The following is a 23,174-nucleotide window of genomic DNA, read 5'->3' on the forward strand; positions in this document are numbered from 1 at the left end:
CTCATGTTCCTGATATCTTGAAAGGCAAACAATATTTTTAAAAACAGAACTCCCTCAATCGAGGGAGTTCTCATTATTCCACCCATCTTCCTTGTCTGAAGATAGGTTCACTGCTGCCGTCTTTATAGATACCGTCAATATTAAGAGAATCACTACCGATCATAAAATCGACGTGGGTCAAACTATCGTTGATACCAAGCTCGACCTGCTCTTTAATCGTCTTATCCTCTGCACCGTCTATCACTTCAGCAAACCCGCTACCGAGTGCGATATGACACGATGCATTCTCATCGAACAATGTATTATAAAACAGCAGTCCGCTTTCATAGATTGGAGAATTAACCGGAACTAGGGCAATTTCTCCAATCTGCTTAGCACCTTCGTCAATATCAAGCAGATACTTCAAAGATTCATAACCCTCTGCCGCTTCAAAATCGACCACTTTCCCTTCCTTAAATGTCAATTTGAAGTTATCAATAATCTTTCCAGATAAGCTGAGCGGCAGTGTATTAGACACATAGCCATCCACGCGTCTAAAGTCAGGCGTCGTATAGACTTCTTCTGTCGGCATGTTGACAATAATTTCTGTTCCTTTCTTATTCACCTTCCCCGCTTTCAGCCAGTGACCCCCCGGATGAAGTCCAACGGTAAGATCTGTTCCTGGAGCAGTGTAGTGCAATTTGTCGAAACCTTTCTCAGTCAGCCACTCAGCACGTTTCTTCAAATGCGCGATATGAGATGTCCATGCCTCAACAGGATTTTCCTGGTCGATACGAACTGCTTTGAATATCGCTTCAAACAGTGCATTTTGTGCATCCTCGCCTTTAAGATTCGGGAATACCATCTCTGCCCATTCAATAGAAGGATAGGCGATAATGCACCAAGTTTGTCTGAAGTCACCGAAACTGTCAGACATGCTTTCACTGGCTTTCATCATGACTTTCGCTTTCGCATTGATTTTCTCTTCAGAATGTTCTTTTAATCCTTCCGGAGAAACGCTTGTAATACTTAAGAATGCTGCTTTTTCGTCTTCAATATATTTTAGTTCTTGCTTTATATAATCCGGAACTTCCTGCAGTGTCTTTATCGATTGATAATCATATGTATGTCTAGCTACTTCAATATCGGAATAATTCACAATGACCTTCTTCGCACCACGTTCGTAAGCCTCTTTAACAACCAATCTTGCTAAGGGTGCCGCATTAATATCTGCTTCAATAACCAGTATTTCATCCTGCTGGATATTGAGGCCTATGTCAACAACCACCCTTGCATACTTCTCCAATAACTCCATATGATTCATCTTTTCATCTCCTGACTTAATTTTCTGACTATTTAATCATACCGAAGTATTGAACTTTTTCCAATATTTATTAAATTAAAAAAATCTCCCGGATGATTCCTGGGAGATGATTGACTATTACTTTAAACTTTTCTCTATATCATCGATTTCTTTTTGTGATAACTTCTTCACAATTTCACCGTCATTAGAATCTTTTTCAATTGCTTTGACCGCTTCATCAGAATGGTAATATTCAACAATTTTTTTGTAATCTTTATTATTTTTTTCACTTGTTTTTGATGCGATAACATTGATATATGGTTTAGCTGCTGCAGAATTTGGATCTTCAAGGTAGATCGGGTCATCTTTCGGATTCAAGCCTGCTTTACCGGCTACACCGTTATTGATAATCGCTAAAGCAACATCAGGCAATACTCTTGGTGTCTGTTGCGCGTCGATTGCTTTGATTTTAATACCTAGTTTATTTTCAGTGATTTTAGATGGATCACCGAAAAGCCCAAAGTCATCAGACAGTTTGATGACACCCGCTGTTTCAAGTAATTTCAACGAACGTGCCTGATTAGTTACATCATTCGGAATGGCAACTGTATCACCTTTTTTCAAGTCTTTAATATCTTTAATTTTATCTGAATATGCTCCGAGTGGTGCAAATACAGTTGTTCCTATCACTGATAAGTCCAAATTATGATCCTTTTTAAACTGATCCAGGAATGCGAAATGTTGAAATGCGTTCAAATCGATGTCCCCTTCATTCAATGCATTATTAGGAGCTGTGTAATCCTGGAATTCAACTAGTTCTACTTTAATACCGTCTTGTTCTGCTTTTTTCTTAACAACATTCCATACTTTACCGTCTACACCAGTTACACCGATTTTAATTGTTTTTTGTTCTTTTTCCTTATTGCCGCACGCTGCCAGTACTAATAATGCACTTAAAACCAATAGTAAAATTCTCTTCATTTTATCTCTCTCCTTATAATCTGCTTGTATATATATTCGCAACCTTATTGCCGATGAATTGTGTGATCTGTACGAGGATGATGAGTATCAACACTGTGACAAACATCACAGCCACGTCAAATCGCTGATAACCATATGTAAAAGCGAGATAGCCGATGCCGCCTGCACCTACAAGACCCGCTACTGCTGAGAACTCGATAAGTGACACGGTTGTAAATGTCAGACCGAGAATCAATGAACCCGCTGCTTCTGGTACTAATACTTTAAACAGAATGTCAAACTTCGATGACCCCATCGCTTCAGCAGCTTCGATGACTCCTTTATCCACTGAGATGATGTTATTCTCAACAACACGGGCGATTGATAACGATGCTGCAAGAGTCATCGGGAAAATCGCTGCCCAGATGCCGATGGTCGTTCCGACTAGAAACCTGGTAATAGGAATCAATGCTACGAGGAAGATAATGAACGGGATTGGGCGTATTGTATTGATGAAGAAGTTCAGAATAACATTGACCGTCTTATTTTCAAGGACATGCCCTCTTCCTGTTGCGTAAAGAATAATTCCGAGCGGCAGTCCGATGAGTACTGCAAGTACGAGTGTAATGCCTACCATAATCAGCGTATTGATGGTTTCCTGAATAATGACCGGATAAAATTCCGTTAAATCAGTTTTCAAAGCCATGCACCTCCTTAATCTGAATGCCGTGACGTGTCAACTCTTCCAGTGCATTCTGTATGCGGTTGTCACTTCCGACCGCTTCAATTAATAAATTACCAAAAAGTTTATCTGTTAACTCGGTAATACCGCCGTACAAAATATTGAAATCGACATCAAACTGTCTGCCAATCTGACTCAGTACAGGCTTAAGAATTTGCTGATGATTAAAAATAAAGCGGTATAATCGTCGAGATCTTACATCGACTTCAAGTGGAATATCATCGTTCAATACAGAATGGACAAAGCGTTTAGTGGTCGGATGAACAGGATTAGTGAACAGTTCAAACACTTTATTCTGCTCAACAATTTTTCCTTTTTCCATCACTGCTACTTCATCACAAATACTTTTTACCACTTCCATCTCATGAGTGATCATGACAATCGTAATGTTCAGCTCTTGGTTGATGCGTTTCAAAAGCTTCAATATTTCATCCGTCGTTTCAGGGTCAAGTGCTGACGTTGCTTCGTCACAGAGCAGAATATCAGGATTAGTCGCCAGTGCTCTCGCGATGCCGATACGCTGTTTCTGACCACCGGACAGCTGACTCGGGTAATCATGTTTCTTATCCAGCAAGCCAACAAACTGGAGCAGCTCATCCACTCGTTTATCGATATCTGCCTTCTTGTATTTCTTCGTCAGTTTCAGCGGATATTTAATATTGTCTTCGACGGTTTTCGCTCGGAACAAGTTGAACTGCTGGAAGATCATGCCGATGTTCTGACGTCGTTTCCTAAGCAGCTGCTGACCAAGACGCGTTATATCTTCGCCTTCGATGACCACTCGCCCGGATGTCGGTTTCTCCAGTTTGTTGATGAGTCTGACAAGCGTTGACTTACCCGCGCCGGAATAACCGACAATGCCGAATATCTGTCCTTTCTCTATCGTCAATGACACGTCTGAAAGTGCTTCAACAACCCCTTTTTTCGTTTGAAACTGTTTAGTCACGTGCTCAATTTCAATGATGGCCATAGTTCCCTCCTAAATATAAAAAAACGACTTTCCGGCAAGCGCCAAAAAGTCGTTTTACGTCTCTTTATCTGCCAAGCCGAGCTTGATGGATTTAGCACAGTGCTCAGTGAATGAGTCCGCTGCTGAGATGTCGTCGGGCCATATCCCTCAATCTCTCTTGATAATTTTTATTAAGTTAATTGCATTATTACAGACAACAATATCTCCTGTCAACCGCTTTTTTTAAAAACTGGATAAACCGGTGAATTCCTGAATACGGTACAGCACCGTTTTCAGAAACGATGCATCTTTTTTCACTTCATAGTTATCAGTGACATGACCGTAACTATTCGTCCATTTGGCATCGAAATCATCATTCAATCTCTTGAATACAGGAAGATTTGACTGTCCTGAAATAATGACATCCGTCTCCATATTGTAGTCTCCAATATTCCGGCGTGTTAAGTTGGCACTTCCGACAAACAGCGATGATTCCTGCTTCTGATCGTCAGTCAGCAGCACATATTTTGCGTGGAACTGTTCCCCGTGAGACACTGCCCATTTCACTTGAATTCTATCATCGCTTTTGGCAACGAGCTCATGGGCTACAGGTTTATTCGGTATACCAGGCTTCTCCTTGCCGAATGCTTCTTTGTTCACATCTAATATCAATTTTACTTTGACGCCACGTTCTGCAGCATGAATCAACGCTTGTATCACATCGCGGTCTGACAGATAGAACATACCCATTTTGAGTTCATCGTTATCATTTGCCTGACTGATATATTCAAGCAGTGATTCTTTAATGTTACCTTCTGATACTAGAGTCGTCTCATAATCCATCATGTTGTTATAGGCGCGTTGTTCAATAGTGAAATCACCGCGCTCAAGCTTGCCGCCGCTCATGTTGATAGCGGCTATCTCGCTGTGAATCAAATCTTCCTGTAGCTGACCGCTCACTTTTACAGCGATGTTCTGATGATGTCCGCTCGGATCATGGGGGTTACTACTCGCCACGATAGCTGACTTCTCAGATACAATCGTCTTGCGGTGGTTCGCTTTGAAGTTCAGCATACGCGCATAACCTCTGACCGTGACATCCGGCTCTTTCTTCGAGAAAATGTTCTGAATAGAACCGTTCTCACTGTTTCCCAACCAACGGAATGTTGAACGCCACAACCCTGAATACAGCGGATTTGAGTCACGTAACTTTGTCAGATCCGTCTCATAGACCAGTATGCCATTATCCCGAAGACGCTTATAATGGACAGGGGTATAACTGCCGTAAAATGAGTTAATCGGGTCCGTCAGGACATAGATCGGCATATCCGGGTGCTGCTTTTTCTTAGCGATTAATTGATTCGTCAGCTCAGACGATAACTTAGGAAACTGCTCGTCGCCATCATAGGCATTGTTGAATAAAAACATATCCATGATGATAAAATCATCCGCGTCATCAATCAGCTGATAGATTTCCCGAAAAATTTCATGATCGTACTGCATGACACCATTCTTGTCATAACTATTGTCCAACAACAACTTGACGTCATTGGTCCTGCTCGGTTCATAACGTTTAGAAATCCCGGCCGGCAACGGTTTGAAGACATTCCAGACAGTGACCAGAAGAATGATAAAAAATAATAAGCCGCCGATAATTTTAAAATTCAGCACTCGTTTTTTCTTCGATGTCTTCTTTCCTGCGTTGTTCTTTTTATAAGTGTGCTGTTTTTTTTCAGATGCTTTTTTAAGTGTCTTTTTGTTAGATGTCACTTTTTTTGCAGCTGGCTTTTTTTTCTGAGCCATAGGCATCCCTCCATTTCTTTAAGTATAACAAATTGATTTGACGACTTCTCAAGATGATGATAAATTTAAATGCAATTCAACATACATCTTATTCACAATAAAAAGAAAAGTAATAAGTCGTTCACTTTCAGCGAGCTTGTGACTGGTGAAAACAAGCATTGAACTCTTATGAAGATGGTCTTTTTGTGATTTCAATGTGAGTCCCAGATAAGCATTGGACGTCTACTTACGTTACAAGTTTGAGGTGACTATTTTGTCACGAATATAGGTGGTACCACGAAACTTTCGTCCTTGTATGATGATGGAAGTTTTTTTATTTTATATAGAAAAGGGGAACTAAAATGACAACTATTCCATTCAAAGCAGATCACGTAGGCAGCCTACTCCGTCCGAAAGAACTACTGCAGGCCAGAGAAGATTTCAAGAAACAGTTGATCTCGCAGAAAGAACTGACTCAACTTGAAAACCTATTAATTAAAGATGTCATCAATAAGCAGCTGGATGTCGGTCTACAAAGTATTACTGACGGAGAATTCCGTCGTGCGTGGTGGCACTTCGACTTTTTGGAAGGACTGCATGGTGTAACGGGCTACATACCAGACGAAGGGCTGCAGTTCAGCGGTGTGCAGACGAAAGCTTACGACGTCAAAGTAACAGAACACGTGAGTGCGAACTTGAATCATCCGCACTTTGAGCATGCAGACTTTCTACTGCAGGCTGTCGGCAATCAAGGAACAGCAAAAGTTTCAATCCCAAGTCCGAATCAGTTGTTTCATCCCAATATATTAAATCATGACATTTATCCTGACATTAATTTATATCAAAGAGACGTGTCGCAAGCATATAACGACAGTTTGAAAGCCCTTTATGACATCGGCATCCGCTACGTGCAGCTGGATGATGTGTACTGGGCAGGACTTGCAGCAACTGAACATCGTATCAAACGTAGACTACGCTCTGAAGAAGAGAAGCAGACAGCCATCAAACTGGCGACAAAAACAGTTAATGACGCCATTGCCGGTCTACCGGATGACCTTCATATTACAACCCATATTTGCCGCGGCAACTTCCGTTCAAGCTGGGCAATGAAAGGTGGCTATGGACCAATTGCTGAAGACTTGTTCAAAGAAAACCTGGACGGCTTCTTCCTGGAATATGACGACGAACGGTCCGGTGATTTCCTTCCCTTGAAACATTTCAATCGTAAAGATTCCAAAGTCGTACTTGGACTATTCACTTCAAAACATGGCAAGCTTGAAAATAAAGATACGATCATCGAACGAGTCGAAGAAGCGAGCCAGTATGTGCCGAAAGAACAGCTGTCAATTAGTCCGCAATGCGGATTCAGCTCGACAGAAGAAGGGAACATTCTGACAGAAGATGACCAATGGCGTAAGCTCAAATATATTGTCGATATTGCCGAGGAAATATTATAACTCAAACAAAAAGTGTCTCGATTGCTTCACAAATGATACAATCGAGACACTTTTATTTACGTTAGCGGTTTTCTATATCATTCTTACTTATTCAGATATTCTAACAATTCCAGGATTTAAATTAGGATTTGATATATACCAGACGTCTCCTTTAACCTCTGCTTTGTTATTATCCAGAAATTTCTTAACTTCCTTATCATTAACCTGTTTTCCTTTAATATTCCACAAATCTTCATAGTTAACGTTAGTGAAATTATCAAACTGTGATTTATCTTTAATTATTTTAAATTCTGAAGTTTGATACAAATCACTTACAGTGTCGATAAATCCTAGTGATTTAAGAACTTTTATTGTTTCTGTATGATAAGGTGTAATACCAATATACGGATTATTATCAAGCATTAACGTGACGTCAGTAATTGCAAGACTGACTTGGTCATAATTGCTCTTCAACTTCATAAAATCAGCTTTGAATGCATTGATTAACCTTGCTTTTTCGTTCATAGACAGTGTCAAGTAAGCACCGCCGTTCTCATCATCATTATGATATTGTTTTTCAACAGCTAACGAGCTATTTTTTACTTCTTCCCAGTCAATACTTTCAAATCGCTTATCAACAATTTCTTGTCGATTAATGATTTCATTTACATAGCTTTTCTGTGTCCCGGTCAATAGATAGTGTCTACTAATTTTCGATCCATTTTTCATTATATATTTTATCGTAATTGCACCGTCGTAGTTATCGCTTTCCTTTCCTACAAGTTCTTTATGAAGTTGAACAGTGTCATTAATATACGCCATATCTTCAACTTCATTTGCATATAAAAATTCATTATTAGTATTTTGGTCCGAAAAATCAACGATTGAAACAGCTTTAATATCCTTCAACTCGGGTATATAATTTTCACGGATTTTACCCACTATTAGTATCATTGAAATAACAAATATTGTCACAACTAATGATATTATCATTTGTCTTTTGTGTATTGTAATACGTACAGATTTTTGTGAGATCATTTCCATCAAATAATAGAGCAGAAAGAAAGTGACGAAAAAGATCGCAATCATAAAAAATAAGTTCTTAGGAAAAATAGCAATAGCAGCTGTACCAGCTAGTAATGTTCCAAGTACTGCAATCCAACTGAAAAGAATATACTCAGATGGTTTATTGGAATATCCTTCATTGATATTCTCATTCTTTCGATTTTCATATATAAAGTATGAACCTATCAATAACAAAATAGTCACAATAGCCACGATAAACCAGTACATGATAGAAAAATTATTATTTGCGAGTTGGTTAATTACTTCGGCAGGGACTGTTAGTTTCATTGCAAGGTCATCTGTTTGAGGTTTCAGTCCCGCAAACATCATATCAACCAAACCAGTGATAAATATATTCAACAGAAGCGGTGTAACAATGATCATAACTGTAAACACTAGATGACTTACAATATTATTCACCAGCAAACCAATGAAAAGCGTAAAGGCAAAAGTAAACATTGCGAACAAGAAAGTAAGAATAATCCAGTTCAATATATGTCCCATAAAAATATCTTTATAGTAAATTTTCAACAATAATAATAGCAAGCTGTTGAGTAGTAAATTTACTATAACACTCGAAAGAAATACACAAATCGTCGTCATAAAGATACTACTACGTTTGATCGGTAGACTATGCAAAAAATCTGATGCACTTTCAGATTTCAAATAATAGGTTAGCATGATGCCTGCAATCACCGCAAATCCGGTCGTACCGAAAAAATAGAACTGAATCAGTACAAGGTCATGTCCGATGATATACTTACTTCCCACATCATAACTTGGACTCCCATTGATGGAAGATAGCACATAAGAAAAAGGAATCAGTAAAAACGTACAGATGATATTCACTATTGTAATAAATAAGATATGATGAGATAAATTTTTAAATAGCGGTTTACTCAACAATGATGTTTTCAATGGCATAACCGTACCCCCCCAATTCATAAGTAAATATTTCTTCAAGTGATAGCGGCAGAATATCATACATCAACGGGTGCGCTGCAGTGATTGTCTGTTCAATATTGTCGAAATTACCTCTGACTATGCATGTTACAACTCGTCCTTTTTCATTCTTTTCTAGAATATTAAAATTTTTGTAGAATGTTTCTAGCGGTAATTCTTTAAATGCCATCTGTAGTTTGCATACATCGCTCTTTAAATCATCTAGTTCCCGTGCGAGCAGTACTTCCCCCTTATGCATTATAGAAATTGAGTCGCAGAAGTCTTCCATTTCACGCAAATTATGACTAGAGACGAAGAGCGCCGTTTGATAATTGGAAACATCCTGAATCAATATATTCTTTATAGTGTGTCTGACAATTGGATCAAGACCATCGAATGGTTCATCCAGCAGCATTATCTTAGGACGTGCACTGATAGCAAGAATGAATGCACATTGCCGTTTCATACCTTTAGATAATTTTGTAATTCTTACTAGCGGATTAATATTCAATAGTTCTGTCAACTGATTAAACCTTTTCATGCTAAAACTCGGAAACGTTTCTTTATAGAAAGTTGCCATTTCTTTTAAATTTACGTTTTTAAAGAAATAGGGAATATCTGCAATGAAAATCATTTCCGACTTATAATTTAAATTTTCAAATATAGATTTGCCGTTATAGTGAATAACTCCACTGTCAGTGTTATAGATTGCTGCTAATAATTTCAACAATGTCGTTTTTCCTGCTCCATTCGAACCTAGTAACCCGTGAATAGAGCCTGGCTTTATGTCTAAAGTGACCTTATTGACAGCTTTGTATGTTCCGAATGATTTACTCGCTTGTCTGATTTCTATCATAATCTTCCTCCTCGTCTGAAATATCAATCTGATTTTTTATTTCTTCTTTCGATACTCCAAGGAACAACAACTCTTTAATGATTTTATCCAGTTCCTCTGACAACATTTGAATTCGCTCCCTATTGATAGTCTCTTCAATGCGGTTAACGAAGCTTCCTCTGCCTGGTATTGAATAGATAAATCCAGAACGTTCCAGTTCACGGTAAGCTTTTTGAATTGTATTAGGATTTACTGTCAATTCTGCTGCCAGCTGTCTGACTGAAGGGAGTTGTGCATCCTGTTCCATCACACCATTCATTATCTGTAATTTAAATCCTTCAATCAACTGTTCATAAATAGGGATACGACTTCGATGATCGATATTGAACAATTATAGTCCTCCTTCCCTCTCTGTACTAACTGTATTAACTAGCATAATACAGTTAGTACAATTAAAATGCAACAAAAAAAAAACCTGACTCAATAGTCAGGTTTAAAATGGTTATAATGCGGGTGCACTGCCTCCGTCAATATTGACTGCCGTGCCTGTCACATAGCTTGCGGCGTCGGATACTAAAAACGTTATCACGTTTGCCGCTTCTCTTGTATCGCCGATGCGACCGAGGGGAATGTTGAACTTCGGATCACGTGCATAATCGTCCCATGATTGTTCAGGAGCTTCTGCCTGCCAGCGTTTCTCTATCTGACCGCTGCGGATCAGTCCGATGCATACTGCATTGACACGAATATTAAAAGGTGCCAAGTCCTTACTCAATGTATTCGTCAATGCAAGTCCTGCTGCACGCGATACAGATGTCGGAGAGGTATTTGCAGGCGGTGTCTTACCGGCAACAGCCGTCAAGTTCAAGATTGCTCCCCCATTTTTCTTCAGTTCAGGCAATGCAGCTTGAATCATATGTATCCAGCCGAATAATTTCAGATTCAAGTCGTTCTGCCAGTCGTCAAGTGATACATTCTCAAAGTTCTCGGCGAAAGCAGACCCTGCATTGTTGATCAGTATATCAAGCTTCCCGTATTTTTCTATAACGCTTGTGATCACTCGCTTCGCATCAGTTTCACTTGTCACATCAGCCACAACAAAATCCAAAGTCTGACCTGTTGTTTCCTCGATGTCCTGAACCGCCTGCTCCAAACCTTCTTTATGGCGGGCAACAAGAATTACCCTTGCTCCTTCTTCGGTCAATACTGCTGCCGTTTCCTTGCCAATTCCTTTACTCGATCCTGTAACCACAGCTACTTTACCCATTAACTTTAAATCCATTTCATCGCTCCTTTTATATTATTATCAATAACTGCTATTTAAGTATATTATTCATGATATGTCTTTCTATATCCGTAAAAAGGTCTGAACCAGTCTTCATAATAACTTTTAGAACTGCTGGTCGCGAGTAGTTCCATTCGTGTCGATGGATATAAGTCATGAACAAATGATAGCAGCTTCCGTCCACAGCCCTGACCGCGCATATCTTGCCGTACGATTAATTCGCAGACATATAATGAAACATAGCCATCAGTCAATGCTCTGATGCAGGCGATAACTTCTCCGTCCTGCTCCATCACAAATGACTCACTATGAATCCAGCTGTTTAGTGTCTGGTCATGCCGTGCCACTAAGTTATCCCAGCCTTCAGCTTTATTCATGTGTTGAATGGCATCAATATCAGCCGGAGTAAATTTTCTGATCATATCACTCACCAAATGACGGTAGGTTCAATTGCCAGCTAATGCCGAATCGGTCTTCCACCCAAGCGAATTTACGTGCGATAGGTTCAAGCGGCGCAAGTTCCATCATCACTCTGCCGTTTGTCGATAACCGTGCATAGAGATAATCAATCTCTTCCTCGCTGTCACAGTTGATGGCAAACGACATGGCAGGCGTAAAAGGGATAGCTGTCGCGTCTGCATTATCTATCGCCATAAACTGCTGATTATTCAATGTAAAGATACTATGGTTCACTGTTCCTGGCGCGCCTGGTCCTTCCTCTCCATATTTGTTCATTGTGATGATACTACTGTTTCTGAAGATTGTCGTATAGAAATCAACCGCTTCTTCAGCCTGTCCATTAAACATTAGAAACGGTACTACTTTTTGCATTCTCATTTTGAGTCCTCCTTTATTTTCTTTAATGTAATGAAATAACTTCTAAAATGCGAAAGAAACGACTATAGCGCATATTTATTGATCACTGATTCATGCTCTGGATATAACGGCAGTAAGTCTGCTGCTTTGAATAGCTCAAAGTCTTCAAATGTGAACCCCGGTGCAACCATACAGCCGACAAAACTCCATGATGAATCATCTTCTACTGTTGAAGCGAAGATAGTTTGAGCCGGAACAAGAAACTGCGGTACTTCCCCTTCTGCAAGATTCATACCGAGCTTGACCTGTTCATAATGACCATCAGAATGAATCAGATGTATTGTAATCGCATTACCCGCGTGGTAATACCAGAGTTCATCAGATGAGATACGATGAAAATGCGAGATGTTACCTGACTCTATTAAAAAGTAAATGCTCGTAAACAGCTGTTTATCATTAACTACCGCTTCTGACACGTAGGACTGATAAAAATAACCGCCTTCCGGATGCGGTTCCAGGCATAAGTGTGCAATAATGTCTTCTTTAGTAATCATCAAATTCTCCTTAATAAAAAAGCTGAGCCTTCGCTCAGCCTTTAATTGTTATTCCGGTAATGCTACATTGTGATGAACAGTCTGTACGTCTTCAAGGTCTTCTATTGCATCGACAAGCTTCTCAAACACTTCAAAATCTGCTTCGCTTAATTCAAGTTCATTTTGCGCGACCATTGAGAGTTCTGCAACTGTGAACTCTTCAATCCCGGCATTTTTAAGAGCGTTCTGTACAGCTGCGAACTGATCAGGTTCCGCATAGACAATTGCATGATCTTCTTCTTCAAGGACATCCCGGACATCTATATCTTCTTCCATCAATAGCTCTAACGTCTCATCAGCTGATTTACCAGCAAATCCGAATATCGCTGTGTTATCGAACATATAAGCAACAGAGCCAGATACACCCATATTACCACCGTTCTTACCGAACGCTGCCCGCACGTCACTTGCTGTACGGTTGACGTTATTAGTCAGAGCGTCAACAATCAGCATCGAGCCGCCTGGACCGAAACCTTCGTAACGTAATTCGTCGAAGTTCTCTTCTGCGCCGCCTTTTGCTTTTTCAATCGCCCGGTCAATGATGTGCTTAGGCACTGAATAGGTCTTTGCCCGTTCTAAAGTGAACTTTAAATTCTGATTGGATTCCGGATCCGGTTCGCCGGATTTAGCAGCTACATATATTTCCCGGCCGAATTTCGCATAGATCCGACTCATATTTTTATCTTTTGCCGCTTTCTTCTCTTTAATATTGTTCCATTTACGACCCATAGTAATAGCCTTCTTTCAAATAATATAACTTTATTATACACAACCATTAAATCATCTGTCATCCAGCAAAAAAACCTGGACGATTTGTCCAGGTCTTTATCGATTAATCTTTTAAAATACTTGCGAGTCTCAGTACATCCATAATGATGTTAAGCAAGTTGATGAACAAATTGAAGCCCATCTCACGTGCTGAGAAATTACCGCGTTTCATTCTGTTGAAATCATAAATTGTATAGAGCAGGAAAATGGCAAGTCCTGCGATAGTGATGACCAGATGGAACATCGGAATCTGAATGAACAGTCCCGCAAAGCTTGCAAGCACTAGCACGACTAATGCAGGAAACAGCATTCTTCCTAAACTCGATGCATCACCGACTACAAAGTAGCCGAGGAAACCGAAGGCAAAGAATGATCCGACTGCAAGACCGATATTCTGATAGAATGCTACCGTTCCGAGATCCGCAATATAGTACATAAATGCTGTGTAACTGACTACTCCGAGCAGAAATGCAAGGACATTTGACAGTATTGAATCAAACTTACGTGATGCTTTGACAAACAACGAAATCATAACAATTGCAAAGATCAGAATCGTAATCGGGAATCTGAGTGCATCTGGAACGAACTGCCCGGCAAAAGTACCGACAGCAAAGACCACCCAGTAGTAAACAAAATATAACCAAGCTTGCTTAACACTGCTTGAGCGTGAGCCTGAGTAAGATGATTGATAGTCCATAACATAACCTCTTTAATATAAATTCATCCTTATAGGATTATTTATATTTTACATGGTCAGTCAAATAATTACAAACTTCCAATCCATGCATAACGGGTCATAGTTCCTGCTGTTCAAGCTGTAAATGGTCATGACGTCTCTGGAATGCGGCGATCGCTGCATAATTTTCCTCAAGACTCTGCGTCAGATTAATATAAAGTGGAAGTATTTCCCGGTAAATCTTGACGTGATCAAAGGTCGGTTCGTGTTCAAAAGAAGCACCGACCATGTGACTAATATGCGAAAAATCACCTTTTAATCCCAAGGCTACCTGTCCAAGAGCGATCGCCCCAAGACACGAACTTTCATGGCTTTCCGGGACAATCAGCTGATGCTCAAATATATCAGCCATCATCTGCCGCCACAGCCCGCTTTTTGCAAAACCTCCTGTTGCCTTCAGACTATTAACGGGTTCGTCCATCAATACATTGAGTGCTATAAACACAGAATACAGATTAAAGATAACACCTTCCAGGGCAGCACGAATCATATGCTCCTTCTTATGAGATAAAGTAAGCCCGAAGAATGAGCCTCTGACATCCGCATTCCAGTGCGGCGCCCGTTCGCCGGCGAGATACGGATGGAACAGCAGACCATTACTGCCAGCAGGCACGCGTTCTGCAATCTTCATCAGCACCTCATAACTCTCGACACCTAGTCGTTTAGCGGTTTCTGTTTCACTGGCTGCAAACTCATCACGAATCCATCTAAGGACGATGCCGCCATTATTCACTGGACCGCCGATTACCCACTGGTCTTTTGTCAGTGCATAACAGAACAATCTTCCTTGCTTGTCGGTCTTAGGATGATCAATCACAGTGCGTATGGCACCGCTTGTGCCGATTGTGACAGCCACTTCACCAGGTTTAAAGGCATCCACACCAAGATTGCTCAATACACCATCAGAAGCACCGATGACAAACGGCGTTGAAACATCGATTCCCATCATCTCGGCATATTTTCTGTCCATATCTTCATAGTAAGTTGTAGTATCCACCGCTTCAGAGAGCTCAGATTCATCAATGTCGAGCAGCTTCAATACATCCTTGTCAAACTTCAGCTCGTGAATATTGAAGAGCCCCGTCGCAGAAGCAAGCGAATAGTCAATGACATAGCGGTTGAACAGTTTGTAGAAGACAAACTCCTTAATACCGATGAATTTCTTTGCCTGCTTGAACACTTCAGGCTGTTCTTCTTTCAGCCACAAGATTTTGGACAGCGGACTCATCGGATGGATCGGTGTACCGGTGCGGTGATAAATACTTAGTCCGTCGTATTCTTCGTTAATCTTCTTAGCATAGTGATGACTTCTGTTATCAGCCCACGTAATGCTTCTTGTAATAGGTGTATTATTATCATCCATAACAATCAGGCTGTGCATCGCACTTGAGAAACTGACGAAAGCCACTTCATTTTTAGCTGCTCCTGCCTCACGTACAACTTGCTTAATTGCCATAATTACCGCGTCAAATATCTCATCTGGGTCTTGTTCAGCTGTATCAGCAGTCGGGGTATGAAGTGGATATTCTACATGATGAACCGCTTTAATGCTGCCTTCATCATCATAGATGACAGCTTTTGTACTCGTTGTTCCGATGTCGACACCTATCATAAACGTCATATAAATTCTCCTCTTAATTGACATCATGCCATAAAAAAATGAGTAAACTATATTGATAGTTTACCCATTTATGATCGTTAAATAAATATATTAAGCACCCAGAATATTAGTGCTGCTATTCCTGCTGAAATCGGCAGTGTAATGACCCAAGTTGTAATCATCCGCTGAGCAGTCGTCCATTTCACACCTTTAACACGATGTGATGAACCGACACCGAGAATCGATGAAGATACAACGTGTGTCGTTGATACTGGCAGGTGGATGTGCGTTGCACCAAATATAATCAGAGCTGAAGTTAAGTCAGCAGCTACACCATTTGCCGGACGGATTTTCATGATATTACCGCCAACAGTCTTAATAATCTTCCAGCCACCGATCGCTGTTCCCAGACCCATCGCTGTCGCACATGAAATCTGTACCCAGTGCTGAACATCGTCGCCTGTCTGAAGGCCAGCAGTAATCAATGCCATTGTAATGATCCCCATAGCTTTTTGCGCATCGTTTGTCCCATGAGAGAACGCTTGAAGTGCCGCAGTGAAGATCTGCACGAAACGAAAATTACGGTTCGTTCTACTTAAGTTGTTGTTTTTAAAAATAACTTTAAATATAGAATACATAATGTACCCTATAACAAAGGCAAGAATCGGCGACACGATCAAAGCGATGATAATTTTAATGAACCCTGAGTAATGAAGCGCATTGAATCCTGCAGAGGCAATGGCTGCGCCTGCTACTGCGCCAATCAGTGCATGAGAAGAAGAACTCGGTATGCCGTAATACCATGTCACTAAGTTCCAGATAATTGCTGCAAGCAGCGCTGCAAGAATGACGACGGAACCATTGTTCAATGTAAAGGGGTCGACGATGTCTTTTGTAATAGTCTTAGCAACCCCTGTAAACATCAAGGCTCCAAGGAAGTTCATTACTGCAGCCATCAAAATCGCATGACGCGGCTTCAATGCTTTCGTTGAAACTGCGGTCGCAATCGCATTAGCTGTATCATGGAAACCGTTGATAAAGTCAAAAACAAGCGCAAAGATAACAATCGCTATCGTAATAATTAAAATAGGTTCCATTCTTTAAACTCCTTAGCTGTTCTTCATAATAATAGATTCAAGATTATGTGCAACCGTCTGACATTTGTTTGCAATATTTTCAAGAGACTGATAAATATCTTTGATTTTCATAATCATGACAGGATCTGTTTCAACAGAAAGGATATGTTTAATCGATTGACGAAGGATGCCGTCACAATTTGTTTCATGCTCTTTAATATTAATAGAATGCACACGGATATGTGAAAATTTCTTCTGCGCTACCAGTTCAACTGCCACTTTGATTTCTTCAGCACATGCCTGAATATTTTTAACGAACTCTGCTGTAAATTCATCTGAATACTCGATAGAGTACATTTCAAACATAGCAGCAGTTTCTTCCATACCGTCCAGTACATCATCCATCGCATTAGCAAGTGCCAGAATATCTTCACGCTCGATAGGTGTGATGAATGTCTGATTCAAGTCAGAGATAATCTGATGCATCAAGTTATCACCGTTTTTTTCGAACGCCTTAATACCATCAGCGTATTTCTTCAAGTCAAATGCAGTGTGAAAATTCATTTCGCCAAAAGCTAAAGATGCACGCTGAAGATTTTCAGCCATTGCTTCAAGTTGGATTGCAAATTTATCTTTTTTTCTATTAAACATTAAGTGGTGCCTCCTATAGTCATCTATAAATTGTTTTTCAAGGTCAATGTTAATATTCTATCTGATATTATGCGATAACGGTAGCCTATTTGTAAAGAAAAAGTAAATTTATTATTATTCCTATATAATTAATGAAGAAACTTTGTCTTTTGTAAATTATATGTATAATTTGTGTTACAAATTTGTAAAGATTTCATCGTTTGTCTCATTAAAAAAGACGTTCCCCAATGGAAACGTCTTTTTCTTAATTAATCTTTCGTATATGTTCGCGTCATACCTTGCGAATTCTCATCATTAAACATCTGTATGCGCATTTCAACATCCAGCACTCGCATGGTCACATGATGGAACGGAGACTGGCAGAACTGATAGAACCATTTTGGCATTGCGGGTACATAATCATGAATACCAACGATGACTTCATTGGAATCGATGAGTCGTCTGAATTCCAAACGTCCTTTGTTGTCACGACTCTTCTGTACAAGCGTTCCACCTGAAATTTCAAACTGCTGACGGTCGTTATTGCTGCTATCTGAAATTTGTTTTAGAATGACAAGATCTATAGTACGAGCCTGCAGATAATAGCTATTGTTTTTATATTCCACATTTGAAACTTTAGGTACTATGTCATTATAATAATTAAAGTAATGTGTGATGAATTTTTCAAGCGACCAGGATTTAGGCAGCTTATATCGAACAAGCACTCTGACATCATCTTTTCTGGAAGACTGATCTTGCGCCATTATTCCTTTACGTCTGATTTTGCTGCCAGTTACTCTTACCGGTGTCTTATAATGTCTTAATATTTTAAGCGTTTCCGCATCTTCTGTAGCGCCGCCGATATAGATGATTTCTTTAATGTTGTTATGTTCAGCTGCTCTTGCATAATTGTCGGCAGCCAGTGCATTTAAATCATTGAAGTTAGCTTCTGTCGTCTTGCTGGATCGTTTTGTAGGATCGAGGTAATATACCGCGAAATCAATACCTTCCATTGCTCTTTTCACGTCTTCCAGATTAAAAATATCACCTTGAATCCATGACAGAGCTTTCTTTAGTGCTTCCGGATATTTTGACATAGCTACGACATCCACATCTTCTTTCAGTGCTTCATATAAATAACTTCCGATATATCCTGAAGTACCAGTTAACAATACCCGTGACCGCATAGTATCTGCCTCCGCTCAATCTATAAGAATGATTATATTTTACCATATGTTTTTGTAAGCCATAAGCGAAAGACCATTAAATTGACTGGCCACTCTTCATTTTTAGAGATGTCTACTTACGACTGACACCCGCTTCTACAGGCTGGACACGACCATCATACGGCGTCTGATTTGTATACCGTCTAAGGAACATCAGTAATTTTTTATAGGTCAGTTGTGATTCCGGCAATGCCATATGGAACTGATACTGATGACGCAATTGATGCGAGCTGTCAAAAAAAGATGTTTTATAAGGGATATTGTACTTCTGCAGCACTGTCACCAGCTCTCTCGCCTGTGAGTCAAATGGATCTGCATCTCCTACTGTCAAAAAAGTCGGAGGGTAATCTTTTGTAACATGTCTTGTTGTAGACATCTGATTAATTGGCACAAAATCTTTTTCCCAGTTCGCTTCACCTGTATAGCTTTGCATAAATAATTTAATCCGAGGAAAATTAGTTGCTCTAACGGTTTTCATATTATAAAATCCACCGAACAGAATCACTGCCTTCAACTGTTCTTTCTTAAAGCTCGGCTTCATATTCATCGTCTCGCTTAGTTTATCATTCGTCTGTATCGCAGCAAATTGACTAGCCAGCTGAGCGCCTGCTGAATCACCACCGATTATAATCTGATTTTTATCTATCGGCAGGTTCAGCTTGTTTTTCAGCATATATTGACTTGCCGCAGCCTGCTGCTTGATCGGTGTCGGATATTGATATTCAGGTGCGAGCGCATAATTAATATTTGCAATAATAAACCCTTTTTCAGCAAGCTGTGCTAAATATGGATTTTTATATTTTTTGTCGCCAGCGATATACCCTCCTCCATGAGTCCAAATAATGAGCGGTAGTTTATCACCTTTTTTTATTTTGGCTGGCATTAGAATATCCAGCTGACTGCCAGACAATTTACTGTAAACTATATTATGATATATTTTCACGTTCTTTTTCTGAAGTGCGGCATCTGTAATCTGAACGGGTTTTTCGATGACATATTCACCGATGAACCCAACAACAAACAGCCAGAGTACACTCATTATAATCCATAGCATTTTTTTCATTACTGCTGCTCCATTCAATCACTGCTTTATGCGATGTGTTTCTTGCCTTTGCTCTTTCTAACCACGTATTTCACGAAAATACCAAGGCACAGCAATATTCCGATATAGCCCATGGCTGGATAAAGTTTACCGACTAAGTCGATGAAGCCGATAAAGCTTAGGAAGTATCCGACAAGCATGGTACCGACAAGCAACATGATATATTTTTTTGAATAAGGTTCTGTAAATCGTGCGACAAATGAATACATCAGTCCGACTATTGTATTATAAATCACTGTTAACATAATAATACTAAGCACGATACTAAGCAATGGATGAATCATACGTCCTAAAACAAGTGAGGGAATAGGCGAATCCTTTACTTTATCAAGTTCAGCAAGCAGTCCGGAATTAACCATCAACAGTAATATGAGAAGTATGATTCCTCCAATTGTACCGCCTCGACCAGCAATCACTTTACGGCTGGAATCTCCGCCAATTGCCGTCAACATACTAAACGCTGTAGAAAATGCAAGTCCCCCGTAAAGAATACCATCCCACCACCAAAGCTTTGATGGCTGCTTTTCAGTATCAATATGTGAATTCACTTCACTGAAAGACAGATCACCATTAAAGAAGAAGTAAATTGCAATAATAGTAACGACCGTGATAAGAAAAGGTGTAACCAACCCTAGAGCATTAACGATCTTGTTAAAATCCATCATAAGCGTAATAATGACTAAAATCATCATTATTAATGAGCCCAGCCAGATAGGAACACCAAAACTTTCGTTGAATGCACTGCCTGCACCAGCAAGCATAATGACTGATATGGCATACAGAAAAAACACAAGTACATAGTCAATGACTTTTCCAAATTTTTCACCAAATAGGTAATTGATAGCACTCTCGTGACTATCTGCATCTAATCCTTGACCAATTTTTGTAATCTCTCGACCGAAAAATGCGAGCATTAGTCCGGAGATCAAGATGGCCAAATAGCTGTATGTACCGTAATTCGTGAAAAATTTCAAAACTTCCTGTCCTGTCGAAAAACCAGCCCCTACCACGACTCCTACATATGCAGAGCCAATTTTGATTGCTTCTGTATTCTTTGACATATTCTCCTCCTCCTTATTATTTCAAAAACATACGTCTACAATTAAAGCAAAAGACAGCTTCAATATCAAATCATAACTATCTACAGAGTTCTCATCTTTCAGTAAGTTTTATTGTTGTCTTATATATTTATCAGTCCAATAACATAAAGTTCTGTATAATAATTGTATAACGATTGATGGAGGGAATAGGCAATGGAATTAAATAAGCAAGTCGTTCACATGTTTGTAAGAGAACTGCACGTCAGAGATTTTGACCAGACATCACCTGATATCACTAAAATGCATCGTATTGATATTGAACAACATCCAGATGATCCTCACGTCTTTGAATTTACATTGAACTTTATGTTTGCTCACTTCGGTACGCAGATCGATGGAATTATCGAAGCCACTATTCTTGTTAGCAGCGATGATGACACTGTCGATGTGCTGACAGAACTACAGAGTGATGAGAAAATGTATGCAGTCCCATTATTTTCAAAAGCTTCTGCTTTGATTGTCAAAGCAACAGAAGACCGTGGAATGTTCCCGGTTATTCTTCCAGTGGAAGTCTGGCTGGAGGATTAATAAAAGCCTGAAGACTTATACTGTCTTCAGGCTTTTTTAATATGATTGAAATGATTGATATCTACTACAACAGAATCAAGCTTCTTAGCAGTCTGCTTTAATATATTACGCGCTACTTTGTTTTCCGGATCTTTTTTTAATATCTCTTTTGCTACACTGAATGCTTCCTTATCTGAAATGACCGGATCAGGAATTGCATATAGAAACAGCAGCTGCAGCAGGCTTTTTATTTCTTTATGATCAGTGAGAATGACAGAACGTTTCGCGTGATAGTATGCTGCATTAAATGCTCCGCTTACATCACTTAGCGGATAGACCAGGAGCAGAAACGCCAGGTCATGCAGTTCTACTGTTTCATCTTCCTGCATCATATCAACGATGAAGGTATAGAACATCATAGATTCACTGTCATGAGCTGCACTGATAAATGCTTCTTCAAATGCCATAAAGTCGGTTTCATCCATCATTTTTTTAGCTGCAGCGAAATTTCCGCTCAGAATTAAATATTCAATTTCATCTTTCATGATGTCCCTCCTTTATGTTCATAGCTTTTTTATTCTACCATATTTCCATTATATTTCCCATCATCAACTGCACTTCTTTTATGTAAATTATTTATAGGGAGTAATAAAGAAAATTTAAGATTCAGTAAACTAAGACATATGACGTCAGCACTGTTCTATACTGATACTGCAGTACACTTATAACGGAGGGATAACAAATGCCATACAGAAAAAAGCCGCTTATCGTTACATCCGCACTTATTGGTTTACTGACTGTTCATTCTTTTTCATCTATTCAGCATGCAGAGGCAAAAACGATATCACCAGAACTACAGATTGGGATGTTTGCAGATGCACAGTACTGTCAATGTGAGCCAAAATTCATCCCAAAATATGACTCTGAGCGATTTTTTATGTCAACTCCTGCAAAGATGCAGCAGGCAACATCGACATTAAACCGCAAGAAGCTCGACTTCAACTTGCAGCTGGGAGACACTATAGACCGTGATTATCACTCATTCAAAACAATGATACCACTCTATAACCAGTTGAAAGCACCGCGCTATGATGTGCTGGGAAACCACGATTTTCCTAATCATGATTACAGTGCGATGACAGCTCTCGGTATGAAACACAACTATTACTCATTTGTGAAAAAGAACATCAGATTTGTTGTTCTCGATACGAATGAAATCAGCACTTACGCCAATCCAAAAGGCTCTAAGCTGTATAATATCGCAAAGTCCCGGTTGAAAAAAGCGAAAGCCGCCGGTGCACCTTATGCCTATGATTACAATGGTTCTGTCACTAAGAAACAATTAAAATGGCTGGATGGTACATTGAACAAGGCAAAGCATGAAAAGCAGCAGGTCATCATGATAAGCCATCACCCGGTCTATCCATTATTCACAGATAACGTGCTGAACTACAAGGAAATATTGAAAATCATGGATAAGTATAATAATGTCCAGGTTTATTTTAACGGCCATACCCATAGCGGAAAATATAACGTCAGACGCGGCGTACATTACGTAAACTTAAAAGGAATGGTAGAGACACCTGAACAAAATGCATACAGTGTTGTGAAAATCTATAAAAACAAAATGCGAATTGTCGGCTACGGTCGGGAAGAAACGAGAACGCTCAATTTCAGAAAAATATACTAAGACTGTTAAAAAAAGTCCATCCTATAACTTCTCCAGTTAAAGGATGGACCGT

General features: G+C 39.6%; 24 protein-coding genes, 1 riboswitch and 1 other annotated feature. Of the genes, 3 read left to right on the forward strand and 21 right to left on the reverse strand.

What is annotated here, in order from left to right; genetic code table 11:
• Positions 1-73: 73 nt before the first annotated feature.
• The 5 genes from ERX29_RS04080 to ERX29_RS04100 all read right to left on the reverse strand — a co-directional run bounded on the left by ERX29_RS04080 (position 74) and on the right by ERX29_RS04100 (position 5,736).
• Positions 74-1,303, reverse strand: a complete 1,230-nt coding sequence (locus ERX29_RS04080; RefSeq protein WP_133443422.1) for an aminopeptidase — start codon at positions 1,301-1,303, stop codon at positions 74-76.
• Positions 1,304-1,420: 117 nt separating this feature from the next.
• Positions 1,421-2,263, reverse strand: coding sequence for a MetQ/NlpA family ABC transporter substrate-binding protein (locus ERX29_RS04085; RefSeq protein WP_133443423.1), 843 nt, complete (start codon positions 2,261-2,263; stop codon positions 1,421-1,423).
• Positions 2,264-2,276: 13 nt separating this feature from the next.
• Positions 2,277-2,942: a methionine ABC transporter permease gene (locus ERX29_RS04090; RefSeq protein ID WP_133443424.1), complete on the reverse strand. Its 666-nt coding sequence runs from the start codon at positions 2,940-2,942 to the stop codon at positions 2,277-2,279.
• On the reverse strand, positions 2,932-3,948 hold the full coding sequence (locus tag ERX29_RS04095; RefSeq protein ID WP_133443470.1) for a methionine ABC transporter ATP-binding protein: 1,017 nt from the start codon (positions 3,946-3,948) through the stop codon (positions 2,932-2,934). Before ERX29_RS04095 ends, ERX29_RS04090 begins: the two co-directional genes overlap by 11 nt.
• 67 nt (positions 3,949-4,015) lie before the next feature.
• A riboswitch (SAM riboswitch) is annotated at positions 4,016-4,121 on the reverse strand.
• 55 nt (positions 4,122-4,176) lie between these two features.
• A complete protein-coding gene (locus ERX29_RS04100) occupies positions 4,177-5,736 on the reverse strand; it encodes a phospholipase D family protein (RefSeq protein WP_133443425.1) in 1,560 nt (519 codons plus the stop codon).
• A gap of 88 nt (positions 5,737-5,824) precedes the next feature.
• Positions 5,825-6,032: a binding site (T-box leader), on the forward strand.
• A 45-nt stretch (positions 6,033-6,077) separates the two neighbouring features.
• Here ERX29_RS04100 and ERX29_RS04105 point away from each other — a divergent pair.
• The gene (locus tag ERX29_RS04105; protein ID WP_133443426.1) at positions 6,078-7,172 is read left to right on the forward strand and encodes a 5-methyltetrahydropteroyltriglutamate--homocysteine S-methyltransferase; all 1,095 of its coding nucleotides are present in this window, start codon (positions 6,078-6,080) and stop codon (positions 7,170-7,172) included.
• Between the two features lie 87 nt (positions 7,173-7,259).
• Here ERX29_RS04105 and ERX29_RS04110 read toward each other — a convergent pair whose 3' ends face one another.
• The 15 genes from ERX29_RS04110 to ERX29_RS04180 form a co-directional block, all read right to left on the reverse strand.
• The gene (locus ERX29_RS04110) at positions 7,260-9,140 is read right to left on the reverse strand and encodes a hypothetical protein (protein ID WP_133443427.1); all 1,881 of its coding nucleotides are present in this window, start codon (positions 9,138-9,140) and stop codon (positions 7,260-7,262) included.
• Positions 9,112-10,014, reverse strand: a complete 903-nt coding sequence (locus ERX29_RS04115; protein WP_165981062.1) for an ABC transporter ATP-binding protein — start codon at positions 10,012-10,014, stop codon at positions 9,112-9,114. Before ERX29_RS04115 ends, ERX29_RS04110 begins: the two co-directional genes overlap by 29 nt.
• Positions 9,989-10,384 carry a GntR family transcriptional regulator gene (locus ERX29_RS04120; RefSeq protein WP_133443428.1) on the reverse strand — a complete coding sequence of 132 codons (396 nt, stop codon included), beginning with the start codon at positions 10,382-10,384 and terminating at the stop codon, positions 9,989-9,991. Before ERX29_RS04120 ends, ERX29_RS04115 begins: the two co-directional genes overlap by 26 nt.
• Before the next feature lie 111 nt (positions 10,385-10,495).
• Positions 10,496-11,275 carry an SDR family NAD(P)-dependent oxidoreductase gene (locus ERX29_RS04125; RefSeq protein WP_133443429.1) on the reverse strand — a complete coding sequence of 260 codons (780 nt, stop codon included), beginning with the start codon at positions 11,273-11,275 and terminating at the stop codon, positions 10,496-10,498.
• 47 nt (positions 11,276-11,322) lie between these two features.
• The gene (locus ERX29_RS04130) at positions 11,323-11,700 is read right to left on the reverse strand and encodes a GNAT family N-acetyltransferase (protein ID WP_133443430.1); all 378 of its coding nucleotides are present in this window, start codon (positions 11,698-11,700) and stop codon (positions 11,323-11,325) included.
• A gap of 1 nt (position 11,701) precedes the next feature.
• Positions 11,702-12,115 carry a VOC family protein gene (locus ERX29_RS04135; protein WP_133443431.1) on the reverse strand — a complete coding sequence of 138 codons (414 nt, stop codon included), beginning with the start codon at positions 12,113-12,115 and terminating at the stop codon, positions 11,702-11,704.
• A 62-nt stretch (positions 12,116-12,177) separates the two neighbouring features.
• Positions 12,178-12,648 carry a cupin domain-containing protein gene (locus tag ERX29_RS04140; RefSeq protein ID WP_133443432.1) on the reverse strand — a complete coding sequence of 157 codons (471 nt, stop codon included), beginning with the start codon at positions 12,646-12,648 and terminating at the stop codon, positions 12,178-12,180.
• Between the two features lie 48 nt (positions 12,649-12,696).
• Entirely contained in the window at positions 12,697-13,416 is a 720-nt protein-coding gene (locus ERX29_RS04145; protein WP_133443433.1) for a YebC/PmpR family DNA-binding transcriptional regulator, read from the reverse strand.
• Between the two features lie 103 nt (positions 13,417-13,519).
• Complete coding sequence (locus ERX29_RS04150) at positions 13,520-14,152, reverse strand: Bax inhibitor-1/YccA family protein (RefSeq protein WP_133443434.1); 633 nt, start codon at positions 14,150-14,152, stop codon at positions 13,520-13,522.
• 97 nt (positions 14,153-14,249) lie between these two features.
• A complete protein-coding gene (gntK, locus tag ERX29_RS04155) occupies positions 14,250-15,812 on the reverse strand; it encodes a gluconokinase (RefSeq protein WP_133443435.1) in 1,563 nt (520 codons plus the stop codon).
• Positions 15,813-15,889: 77 nt separating this feature from the next.
• The gene (locus tag ERX29_RS04160; RefSeq protein WP_133443436.1) at positions 15,890-16,888 is read right to left on the reverse strand and encodes an inorganic phosphate transporter; all 999 of its coding nucleotides are present in this window, start codon (positions 16,886-16,888) and stop codon (positions 15,890-15,892) included.
• A 12-nt stretch (positions 16,889-16,900) separates the two neighbouring features.
• Complete coding sequence (locus ERX29_RS04165) at positions 16,901-17,518, reverse strand: DUF47 domain-containing protein (protein WP_133443437.1); 618 nt, start codon at positions 17,516-17,518, stop codon at positions 16,901-16,903.
• A gap of 248 nt (positions 17,519-17,766) precedes the next feature.
• Positions 17,767-18,684: an NAD-dependent epimerase/dehydratase family protein gene (locus ERX29_RS04170; RefSeq protein WP_133443438.1), complete on the reverse strand. Its 918-nt coding sequence runs from the start codon at positions 18,682-18,684 to the stop codon at positions 17,767-17,769.
• A gap of 112 nt (positions 18,685-18,796) precedes the next feature.
• Positions 18,797-19,786, reverse strand: coding sequence for an alpha/beta hydrolase (locus tag ERX29_RS04175; RefSeq protein ID WP_133443439.1), 990 nt, complete (start codon positions 19,784-19,786; stop codon positions 18,797-18,799).
• A 26-nt stretch (positions 19,787-19,812) separates the two neighbouring features.
• On the reverse strand, positions 19,813-20,886 hold the full coding sequence (locus ERX29_RS04180) for a YkvI family membrane protein (RefSeq protein ID WP_133443440.1): 1,074 nt from the start codon (positions 20,884-20,886) through the stop codon (positions 19,813-19,815).
• A gap of 192 nt (positions 20,887-21,078) precedes the next feature.
• Between ERX29_RS04180 and ERX29_RS04185 the strand changes: the two genes are divergently transcribed.
• Positions 21,079-21,453 (forward strand): hypothetical protein, encoded by a 375-nt coding sequence (locus ERX29_RS04185; protein ID WP_133443441.1) that lies wholly within the window; start codon positions 21,079-21,081, stop codon positions 21,451-21,453.
• 26 nt (positions 21,454-21,479) lie between these two features.
• On the opposite strand, the gene ERX29_RS04190 is transcribed toward ERX29_RS04185, so the two are convergent.
• Positions 21,480-21,977: a hypothetical protein gene (locus ERX29_RS04190; RefSeq protein ID WP_133443442.1), complete on the reverse strand. Its 498-nt coding sequence runs from the start codon at positions 21,975-21,977 to the stop codon at positions 21,480-21,482.
• 197 nt (positions 21,978-22,174) lie between these two features.
• Here ERX29_RS04190 and ERX29_RS04195 point away from each other — a divergent pair, with 197 nt between their 5' ends.
• Entirely contained in the window at positions 22,175-23,122 is a 948-nt protein-coding gene (locus ERX29_RS04195) for a metallophosphoesterase (protein WP_133443443.1), read from the forward strand.
• The last annotated feature ends 52 nt before the right edge of the window (positions 23,123-23,174 follow it).

Source organism: Macrococcus lamae (assembly GCF_004359545.1).
GTDB classification, from domain to species: domain Bacteria; phylum Bacillota; class Bacilli; order Staphylococcales; family Staphylococcaceae; genus Macrococcus; species Macrococcus lamae.

Coding starts and splice junctions, on each gene's coding strand:
- ERX29_RS04080 (WP_133443422.1), bottom strand. CDS start 1,303: ATGAATCATATGGAGTTATTGGAGAAGTATGCAAGGGTGGTTGTTGAC.
- ERX29_RS04085 (WP_133443423.1), bottom strand. CDS start 2,263: ATGAAGAGAATTTTACTATTGGTTTTAAGTGCATTATTAGTACTGGCA.
- ERX29_RS04100 (WP_133443425.1), bottom strand. CDS start 5,736: ATGGCTCAGAAAAAAAAGCCAGCTGCAAAAAAAGTGACATCTAACAAA.
- ERX29_RS04105 (WP_133443426.1), top strand. CDS start 6,078: ATGACAACTATTCCATTCAAAGCAGATCACGTAGGCAGCCTACTCCGT.
- ERX29_RS04110 (WP_133443427.1), bottom strand. CDS start 9,140: ATGCCATTGAAAACATCATTGTTGAGTAAACCGCTATTTAAAAATTTA.
- ERX29_RS04115 (WP_165981062.1), bottom strand. CDS start 10,014: ATGATAGAAATCAGACAAGCGAGTAAATCATTCGGAACATACAAAGCT.
- ERX29_RS04125 (WP_133443429.1), bottom strand. CDS start 11,275: ATGGATTTAAAGTTAATGGGTAAAGTAGCTGTGGTTACAGGATCGAGT.
- ERX29_RS04130 (WP_133443430.1), bottom strand. CDS start 11,700: ATGATCAGAAAATTTACTCCGGCTGATATTGATGCCATTCAACACATG.
- ERX29_RS04135 (WP_133443431.1), bottom strand. CDS start 12,115: ATGAGAATGCAAAAAGTAGTACCGTTTCTAATGTTTAATGGACAGGCT.
- ERX29_RS04140 (WP_133443432.1), bottom strand. CDS start 12,648: ATGATTACTAAAGAAGACATTATTGCACACTTATGCCTGGAACCGCAT.
- ERX29_RS04145 (WP_133443433.1), bottom strand. CDS start 13,416: ATGGGTCGTAAATGGAACAATATTAAAGAGAAGAAAGCGGCAAAAGAT.
- ERX29_RS04150 (WP_133443434.1), bottom strand. CDS start 14,152: ATGGACTATCAATCATCTTACTCAGGCTCACGCTCAAGCAGTGTTAAG.
- gntK (WP_133443435.1), bottom strand. CDS start 15,812: ATGACGTTTATGATAGGTGTCGACATCGGAACAACGAGTACAAAAGCT.
- ERX29_RS04160 (WP_133443436.1), bottom strand. CDS start 16,888: ATGGAACCTATTTTAATTATTACGATAGCGATTGTTATCTTTGCGCTT.
- ERX29_RS04165 (WP_133443437.1), bottom strand. CDS start 17,518: ATGTTTAATAGAAAAAAAGATAAATTTGCAATCCAACTTGAAGCAATG.
- ERX29_RS04170 (WP_133443438.1), bottom strand. CDS start 18,684: ATGCGGTCACGGGTATTGTTAACTGGTACTTCAGGATATATCGGAAGT.
- ERX29_RS04175 (WP_133443439.1), bottom strand. CDS start 19,786: ATGAAAAAAATGCTATGGATTATAATGAGTGTACTCTGGCTGTTTGTT.
- ERX29_RS04180 (WP_133443440.1), bottom strand. CDS start 20,886: ATGTCAAAGAATACAGAAGCAATCAAAATTGGCTCTGCATATGTAGGA.
- ERX29_RS04185 (WP_133443441.1), top strand. CDS start 21,079: ATGGAATTAAATAAGCAAGTCGTTCACATGTTTGTAAGAGAACTGCAC.
- ERX29_RS04190 (WP_133443442.1), bottom strand. CDS start 21,977: ATGAAAGATGAAATTGAATATTTAATTCTGAGCGGAAATTTCGCTGCA.
- ERX29_RS04195 (WP_133443443.1), top strand. CDS start 22,175: ATGCCATACAGAAAAAAGCCGCTTATCGTTACATCCGCACTTATTGGT.